The organism is Streptomyces sp. NPDC017246 (assembly GCF_044331325.1).
Taxonomy (GTDB): domain Bacteria; phylum Actinomycetota; class Actinomycetes; order Streptomycetales; family Streptomycetaceae; genus Streptomyces.
The window spans coordinates 26,432-35,194 of the sequence record NZ_JBIRMW010000031.1 but is presented as its reverse complement, the minus strand read 5'-3'; the positions used below and the strand labels follow the sequence as shown (position 1 = coordinate 35,194).

Genomic DNA, 8,763 nt, shown 5'->3' with positions numbered 1-8,763 from the left:
AACGCCCGGTTACATTCCGAACCCGGAAGCTAAGCCTTTCAGCGCCGATGGTACTGCAGGGGGGACCCTGTGGGAGAGTAGGACGCCGCCGAACACCCGCCCTTTTAGCTCAGTCGGTAGAGCGTCTCCATGGTAAGGAGAAGGTCAACGGTTCGATTCCGTTAAAGGGCTCCAAGTAAGAAGGCCCCCGCCTTGAGGCGGGGGCCTTTTTGCGTTTCCGGGGCGTCGGAGCCGGGGCCGGCGATCCCCTTTCGGGGATCGCCGGGATCGTCAGCGGTCGTCCGGCTCGCGGAGGCGCATCGCCAGGATGGCCATGTCGTCGGAGGCCGGGGCCTGGGCGAAGCGCTCCACCGCCCGGAGGACTCGGGCGGCCACCGCGCCGGCCGTCAGGCCCGTGCAGGTCTTGAGGACCTCGGCCAGGCCGTCGTCCCCCAGCATGCGGGTGCCCTCACGGCGTTCCGTCACACCGTCCGTGACACAGAGGAGGACATCGCCCGGGTCGAGCGTGATGGTCTCCTCGTACAGCTCCAGGTCCTCCATGACGCCGAGGAGCGGCTGGGGTTCCGCCGCGGGGCTGACCGAGCCGTCCGGGCGGAGGCGGAGCGGGAGGGGATGTCCGGCGCAGACGACCTTGAGGATCGCGGAGCCGTCCTCCTGGGGGTGCATCTCGCCGTAGAGGAGGGTGAGGAAGCGGCTGCGGGCGCCCTCGTCGAGGATCGCGGCGTTGAGCCGCTCCAGGACGGCGGGGCCGCCGAAGCCCTCGCGGGCCAGCAGGCGCAGGGCGTGGCGGGCCAGGCCGGTGACGGCGGCGGCCTCCGGGCCCGTACCGCACACATCGCCGATGGCGAAGCCGTAGGCGCCGTCGCGGATCGGGAAGAGGTCGTAGAAGTCGCCTCCGACCTCGTTGCCCTCGCCGGCCGCGCGGTAGATGACGTCCACCTCGACGCCCGGGATCTCGGGGAGACCGGGCGGGAGGAGGCTGCGCTGGAGGGACTGGCTGATCGCCATGCGCTCCGAGTACAGGCGGGCGTTGTCCAGGGCGAGGGCGGCCCGGCGCGAGAGGTCCTCGGCGAGCTCCAGGATCTCCTGGCGGAAGTGGTCCTCGGACGGCCTGCCGAGGGTCAGCATGCCGATGACCCGGTTGCGGGCGACCAGCGGCAGGACGACCGTCTCGCCGGCGACCGCGCTCGCGGTGGCCAGGGTGGTGTCGATGCCGGAGGACAGCGGGCTCGTGGGGTGGTCGAGGGCGCGGACCGAGGCGGTGAGCGCGGCCCGGTGGGCGGCGTCGCCCGGCGCGGACCAGACACGGGCGCCGGGGGTCGGCACCGGGTCGGGCGGGGCGATGGACGAGAGCAGGTCCTTGAGGCCGTCGATGCGGTCCTCGTCCTCGTGGAGCACGTACGAGAGGTACGGGTCGGACGTCTGGTCGGCGATCGTGTAGACCGCGCACCAGGTGGCGAGGGTCGGGACCGTCATCTGGGCCATCAGGGCCAGGGTCTGGTCGCGGTCGAGGGTGCCCGCCAGGAGGTCGGAGGCCTCGACGAGGAAGCTGAGGGAGCCGCGGCGCAGGCGCTCGAGTTCGCCGAGGCGGGCGGACTCCACGGCCAGGGCGATGCGGTCGGCGGCGAACTGGAGGCGGAGGGCCTCTTCGTTGGAGTAGCGGTTCGCGGTCTCGGCGGCCACGCCCAGGGAGCCGGTGAGCCGGCCCTCGACCTTGAGGGGGACGGTGACCACCGAGCGCATGCCGGTGCCCTCGAGGAGCGGGACGGCGCCGGTGACGGCCGCCAGGTCCTCGTGGACCGCGGGCATGCGGGCGGAGCCGTAGCGGCTGGCGCCGGTCTCGACGGGGACGCGGGCGAAGCGCTGGCGGGCGGCCGGGAGGCCGGTGGTCGCCCGTACCTCGAGTTCCGTCTCGTCGTCGGTGGCGAGGAGGAGGAAGGCGGCGTCGCCGTCGAGCATGTCACGGGCGCGTTCGACCGTGCGCTGCAGGAGGCCGTCGAGGTCGTCGGGGGCCGGGGAGCCGATGAACACCTCGAAGGGGTCGACGGCGCGGCTCTCGGAGCCCGGTTCGGCGGCGGGGCGCTGCGGGGTCTGGAGGACGGCCCGCTCGTGCTCGCGCACCAGGAGACAGACGGTGGAGGGTTCGCCCTGGGCGTCGCGGACCCGGAGGTGTGCGGCGTAGACGGGGATGACCCGGCCGTCGGCGCAGCGGATGCCGTAGCTGCCCTCCCAGCGGGAGAGACGGAGGGCCTCGGCGAGGCCGGTCCCGATGCCGGGGGTGTGGGGCCAGGCGGCGAGGTCGCCGAGCGGTTTGCCGGTGACCTGCTCGGAGTCGTATCCGAAGAGTTCCTCGGCGTCCTCGTTCCAGGCGGAGATGGCTCCGCCGCGGTCGATCTGGACGACGGCCACGCGGACGCGGCTGTCGGTGACCGGGAGGAGCGCGTCGGGGAGGACGGGGCCCGCGGAGCGGGTGCCGACCGGGCGCTGGGCGAGGTCGAGATGGAACCAGACATGCTTGCGGGTGGGGGAGTAGTCGACGCCCCAGCGGTGCGCCAGGGCGGCGCAGAGCAGCAGTCCCCGGCCGTTCTCGCGGTCGGGGCTGCCGAGGGTGCGGCCGCTCTGGACGGGGATCTCGCGCTCGGGGTAGCGGTCGGCGACCTCGACGCGGATGCTGTCCTCGGCGCGGAGGCACAGGACCTCGGCGGAGGTGCCGGCGTGGATGACGGCGTTGGTGACGAGTTCGCTGGTGAGGACGACGGCGTCGTCGACGAGTTCGGGGTGACCCCAGCCCTGGAGGGTGTCCCGGACGAAGGCGCGGGCGGCCGCGACGGACCGCCCGACGGGCTCGAAGCTGGCAGTCGCCCGCGCGGTGATCACAGCACTCCTCGTACGCGTCTCGACGCCCGGCTCTGCCATGCTCGGTCTGTCCCTCCCGCTGCCCGGTGGTCGTGCACGCACCACACCGCCCCCGCCGGGCGGACCGGGGCGGTTGGACAGTCGGAAGCCAGGTTACTTACCTTCACTGTCCGAGCGGAGGCCGGTCATCGCTGAATCCGTCCCCAGGGGGTAGGGACGCTGTACGAAGCTGCCGAACTGTTATCGCCTGGTTCGGTGGCGGTGAAACACTGGGCAGGCTACCGGCGGAAGTCGTAGCGGTACGGTCGACCCCTTTCGGGAGGGACACGGTGGAACCTGGCACGGCGGCGCGACGCGGCGGAGGCAGCGGTACGCGCACGAGGGGCGGGCGTTCCCGTGGGGGGACGGTACAGGTGGACGCGGCGGCGCTGGAGCGCTTGCTGGGTGCGCTGGTGTCGATGCGGGACGGGAACCTCCGCAGGCGGCTGACGGTGTCCGGCGACGGGGTCATGGCGGAGATCTCCGCCGTGTTCAACGAGGTCGCGGACCGACAGATGCATGTGACCGGGGAGCTGTCGCGGGTCCGCCGGGTGGTGGGGCGCGAGGGCAAGCTGTCCGAGCGCCTGGAGGCGGGGGCCGTCGAGGGGGCGTGGGCGGCGGCGATCGAGGCCGCGAACGCGCTCGTCGACGATCTGGCGCGGCCGGTGTCCGAGGTGGGCCGGGTGCTCTCGGCGGTGGCCGAGGGCGATCTGGACCAGCGGATGGATCTGCGTTCGGAGGGTGCCGACGGGGCGGTACGGCCGCTGCGCGGGGAGTTCCTGAAGGTCGCGCGGACCGCCAACAATCTCGTGGACCAGCTGTCCGTGTTCGCCTCCGAGGTGACCAGGGTCGCCGTCGAGGTGGGTACGGACGGCAAGCTGGGCGGTCAGGCGCAGGTGCGCGGGGTGTCCGGTTCGTGGAAGGACCTCACGGACTCGGTCAACACCATGGCGAACCGGCTGACGGCCCAGGTGCGGGACATCGCACTGGTCACGACGGCGGTCGCGGACGGTGATCTGTCGCAGAAGGTCACGGCGAACGTCGCCGGCGAGATGCTGGAGCTGAAGAACACCGTCAACCGGATGGTGGACCAGCTGTCGTCGTTCTCCTCCGAGGTGACCCGGGTCGCCCGCGAGGTGGGCACCGAGGGCGAGCTCGGCGGTCAGGCCGAGGTGGCCGGGGTCGCCGGTGTGTGGAAGGACCTCACGGACTCCGTCAACACGATGGCCGGCAACCTGACGAATCAGGTGCGGGGCATCGCCGAGGTCACGACGGCGGTCGCCAACGGCGACCTGTCGCAGAAGGTGCGGGTGTCGGCGCGCGGTGAGATCGCGCAGTTGGCGGACACCATCAACCAGATGACGAAGACGCTGCGGATCTTCGCCGACGAGGTGACCCGGGTGTCGGGCGAGGTCGGCGCGGAGGGTCTGCTCGGCGGCCAGGCGCAGGTGCCGGGGGCGGCGGGGACCTGGAAGGACCTCACCGACTCCGTCAACACCGTCTTCCGGAACATCACCACGCAGGTGCGGGACATCGCGCAGGTGACGACGGCGGTCGCCAACGGTGACCTGTCGCAGAAGGTCACGGTCGACGTGGCCGGCGAGATGCTGGAGCTGAAGAACACCGTCAACACGATGGTGGACCAGCTGTCTGCCTTCGGTTCCGAGGTGACCCGGGTGGCCCGGGAGGTCGGCGTCGAGGGTCTGCTGGGCGGCCAGGCCGAGGTGCCGGGGGCCGCGGGGACGTGGAAGGACCTCACCGACTCGGTGAACACGGCCTTCCGCAACCTGACCGGTCAGGTGCGGGACATCGCGCAGGTGACGACGGCGGTCGCCAACGGCGATCTGTCGCAGAAGGTCACGGTCGACGTGGCCGGCGAGATGCTGGAGCTGAAGAACACCGTCAACACGATGGTGTCGCAGCTGTCGTCGTTCGCGGACCAGGTGACCCGGATGGCCCGGGACGTGGGCACGGAGGGCCGGCTCGGCGGTCAGGCGCGGGTGGACGGCGTCTCGGGGCGCTGGCGGGAGCTCACCGACTCGGTGAACTTCATGGCCGGCAACCTGACCTCGCAGGTGCGGCAGATCGCGCAGGTGACGACGGCCGTGGCCCGGGGTGACCTGTCGCAGAAGATCGACGTGGACGCGCGGGGCGAGATCCTGGAGCTGAAGAACACCATCAACACGATGGTCGACCAGCTCTCCGCGTTCGCCGACCAGGTGACCCGGGTGGCCCGCGAGGTGGGTACCGACGGGCGGCTGGGCGGTCAGGCGCAGGTGCCGGGTGTGGCCGGTGTGTGGCGTGACCTGACGGATTCGGTGAACGGCATGGCCGGGAACCTGACCACCCAGGTGCGCAACATCGCGCAGGTCGCCACGGCGGTCGCCCGGGGTGACCTGTCGCAGAAGATCGACGTGGACGCGCGGGGCGAGATCCTGGAGCTGAAGAACACCCTCAACACGATGGTGGACCAGCTCTCCAACTTCGCCGAGCAGGTGACCAGGGTGGCCCGCGAGGTGGGCACCGAGGGCATCCTGGGCGGGCAGGCCGAGGTGCAGGGTGTCTCCGGCACCTGGAAGGACCTCACGCAGTCCGTGAACTTCATGGCCAACAACCTCACCATCCAGGTGCGGAACATCGCCGAGGTCACGACGGCGGTCGCCAAGGGCGATCTGTCGAAGAAGATCACCGTCGACGCCCGGGGCGAGATCCTGGAGCTGGTGACGACCGTCAACACGATGGTCGACCAGCTGTCGAACTTCGCGGACGAGGTCACGCGCGTGGCCCGCGAGGTGGGTACGGAGGGCATCCTCGGCGGTCAGGCGCGGGTGCGCGGGGTCACCGGCACCTGGAAGGACCTCAGCGACAACGTCAACCTGATGGCCAACAACCTGACCAGCCAGGTGCGGAACATCTCCCGGGTCTCCGCGGCGGTCGCCAACGGCGATCTGACGAAGAAGGTGACGGTCGAGGCGCGGGGCGAGGTCGCCGAGCTCGCCGAGACCGTCAACACGATGGTGACGACCCTGTCGTCCTTCGCGGACGAGGTCACGCGTGTCGCGCGCGAGGTGGGCACGGAGGGCGAACTGGGCGGCCAGGCCCGGGTGCCGGGTGTCTCGGGCACCTGGAAGGACCTCACCGAGTCCGTGAACTCGATGGCCTCCAACCTCACCGGACAGGTGCGCCAGATCGCGGCCGTCACCACCGCCATCGCCAAGGGCGATCTCACCAAGAAGATCGACATCGACGCCCGGGGCGAGATCCAGGAGCTGAAGAACACCATCAACACGATGGTCGACCAGCTGTCGAACTTCGCCGAGGAGGTCACGCGCGTGGCCCGCGAGGTGGGCACGGAGGGCATCCTCGGCGGTCAGGCCCGCGTCCGGGACGTCGACGGCACCTGGCGGGACCTGACCGAGTCCGTGAACGAGATGGCCGGAAACCTGACCCGTCAGGTGCGGGCCATCGCGGCGGTCGCCACGGCGGTCACGCGGGGCGACCTCAACCTCAAGATCGACGGTGTCGACGCGGCGGGCGAGATCCAGGCGCTCCAGGACAACATCAACACGATGATCGCCAACCTGCGCGACACCACCCTCGCCAACGAGGAGCAGGACTGGCTCAAGGGCAACCTGGCCCGGATCTCCGGCCTCATGCAGGGCCGGCGGGACCTGGACGACGTCGCCTCGCTCATCATGAGCGAGCTGACGCCGGTGGTCTCGGCCCAGCACGGTGCCTTCTTCGTGGCGATGCCGACCGGCTTCGCCCACAGCGACGCCGAACTCGTCGGTGAGGGCGACGGCTCGTACGAGCTGCGGATGCGCGGGAGTTACGGCTACTCCACCGGTTCCATGCCGACCTCGTTCCGCCCCGGCGAGACCCTCATCGGGACGGCGGCCGACGAGAAGCGCACCATCCAGCTCAATGTGCCGCCGGGCTATCTGAAGATCTCCTCCGGGCTCGGCGAGGCCGCGCCGGCGCATGTGATCGTGCTTCCGGTGCTCTTCGAGGGCAAGGTCCTCGGGGTGATCGAGCTGGCGTCGTTCCAGCCCTTCACCCAGATCCAGCGGGACTTCCTCAACCAGCTCGCCGAGCTGATCGCCACCACGGTGAACACGATCAGCGTCAACACCAAGACCGAGGTGCTGCTCCAGCAGTCGCAGGAGCTCACCGAGCAGCTCAAGGAGCGCTCGGCCGAGCTGGAGCACCGGCAGAAGGAGCTCCAGGGCTCGAACCTGGAGCTGGAGGAGAAGGCCGAGCTGCTCGCCCGGCAGAACCGCGACATCGAGGTGAAGAACACCGAGATCGAGGAGGCCCGGCAGGTCCTGGAGGAGCGGGCCGAACAGCTCGCCGTCTCCATGCGCTACAAGTCCGAGTTCCTCGCCAACATGTCGCACGAGCTGCGCACGCCGCTCAACTCGCTGCTGATTCTGGCCAAGTTGCTCGCCGACAACGCCGAGACCAACCTGACGCCGAAGCAGGTCGAGTTCGCGGAGACCATCCACGGCGCGGGCTCGGACCTGCTCCAGCTGATCAACGACATCCTCGACCTGTCCAAGGTCGAGGCGGGCAAGATGGACGTCTCGCCGACGCGGATCGCGCTCGTCCAGCTCGTCGACTACGTGGAGGCGACCTTCCGGCCGCTCACGGCGGAGAAGGGGCTCGACTTCTCGGTGCGGGTCTCGCCCGAGCTGCCGGCCACGCTCCACACCGACGAGCAGCGGCTGCTCCAGGTGCTGCGCAACCTGCTGTCCAACGCGGTGAAGTTCACCGACACGGGCGCGGTGGAGCTGGTGATCCGGCCGGCCGGCGTGGATGTGCCGCAGTCGATCCGGGAGCAGCTCCTGGAGGCCGGTTCGCTGCGCGACCCGGAGGCCGATCTGATCGCGTTCTCGGTCACCGACACCGGGATCGGGATCGCCGCGAGCAAGATGCGGGTCATCTTCGAGGCGTTCAAGCAGGCCGACGGCACGACCAGCCGGAAGTACGGCGGTACGGGTCTGGGTCTGTCGATCAGCCGGGAGATCGCGCGGCTGCTCGGCGGCGAGATCTTCGCGGCGAGCGAGCCGGGTCGTGGTTCGACGTTCACGCTCTATCTGCCGCTGAGCCCGACCGAGCTTCCGGCGGGCGCCTTCGGGCAGGGGCCGCAGGACGTCGACGATCCGCCGCAGGGCGTCGAGGGGGCGGCCGTGGCCGTCCACCCGTTCCCGCACTTCCCGCCGCCGCCCGTACGGACGGAGGCGCGGTCCGGGGCCGGGGCGCTGTTCCGGCACCGGCGGAAGGCCGCGGCGGAGGCCACCGGGGCGCGGACGGCGGTGCCGGGTCAGCCGGGCGAGCAGGTCGCGGCCGACCGGGTCGAGCAGGAGGTGGAGGCCGAGCCGCGCCGTACCTTCAACTTCTCCGGCGAGAAGGTGCTGATCGTCGACGACGACATCCGTAACGTCTTCGCCCTCACCAGCGTCCTGGAGCAGCACGGTCTCGCGGTGCTGTACGCGGAGAACGGGCGGGAGGGCATCGAAGTCCTGGAGCAGCACGACGATGTGACGATCGTCCTGATGGACATCATGATGCCGGAGATGGACGGATACGCGACGACGACCGCGATCCGGCGCATGCCGCAGTTCGCGGGGCTGCCCATCATCGCGCTGACGGCGAAGGCGATGAAGGGCGACCGGGAGAAGGCCATCGAGTCCGGCGCCTCGGACTATGTGACCAAGCCGGTCGACCCCGATCACCTGCTGTCCGTCATGGAGCAGTGGATGCGGGGCGAGTGACTCCGCGGCGGGTCCGGGGCGCGGGGGAGCGACGCCGCGCCACGGGCCCGCCAGGAGGCGCCGCACGGGCTTCCGGCCCCCTCTGACGGACTGT

General features: G+C 70.6%; 2 protein-coding genes, 1 tRNA gene and 1 rRNA gene. 3 read left to right on the top strand and 1 reads right to left on the bottom strand.

Annotated elements, in window-relative coordinates; all coding sequences use genetic code 11:
• Both rrf and ACH4MY_RS37685 read left to right on the top strand, forming a co-directional pair.
• Positions 1 to 94 (top strand): 5S ribosomal RNA (gene rrf, locus ACH4MY_RS37690); the annotation flags it as partial.
• Positions 95 to 98: 4 nt separating this feature from the next.
• Positions 99 to 174: transfer RNA gene (locus ACH4MY_RS37685), tRNA-Thr, on the top strand.
• Between the two features lie 96 nt (positions 175 to 270).
• On the opposite strand, the gene ACH4MY_RS37680 is transcribed toward ACH4MY_RS37685, so the two are convergent.
• Positions 271 to 2,916: a SpoIIE family protein phosphatase gene (locus tag ACH4MY_RS37680; RefSeq protein ID WP_398009303.1), complete on the bottom strand. Its 2,646-nt coding sequence runs from the start codon at positions 2,914 to 2,916 to the stop codon at positions 271 to 273.
• A gap of 269 nt (positions 2,917 to 3,185) precedes the next feature.
• Between ACH4MY_RS37680 and ACH4MY_RS37675 the strand changes: the two genes are divergently transcribed.
• Entirely contained in the window at positions 3,186 to 8,669 is a 5,484-nt protein-coding gene (locus tag ACH4MY_RS37675) for a HAMP domain-containing protein (RefSeq protein WP_398009301.1), read from the top strand.
• Positions 8,670 to 8,763: the final 94 nt, after the last annotated feature.

What these genes read in the sequence shown, in the direction of transcription:
- ACH4MY_RS37680 (WP_398009303.1), bottom strand. Translation starts at nt 2,916, where the DNA reads ATGGCAGAGCCGGGCGTCGAGACGCGTACGAGGAGTGCTGTGATCACC.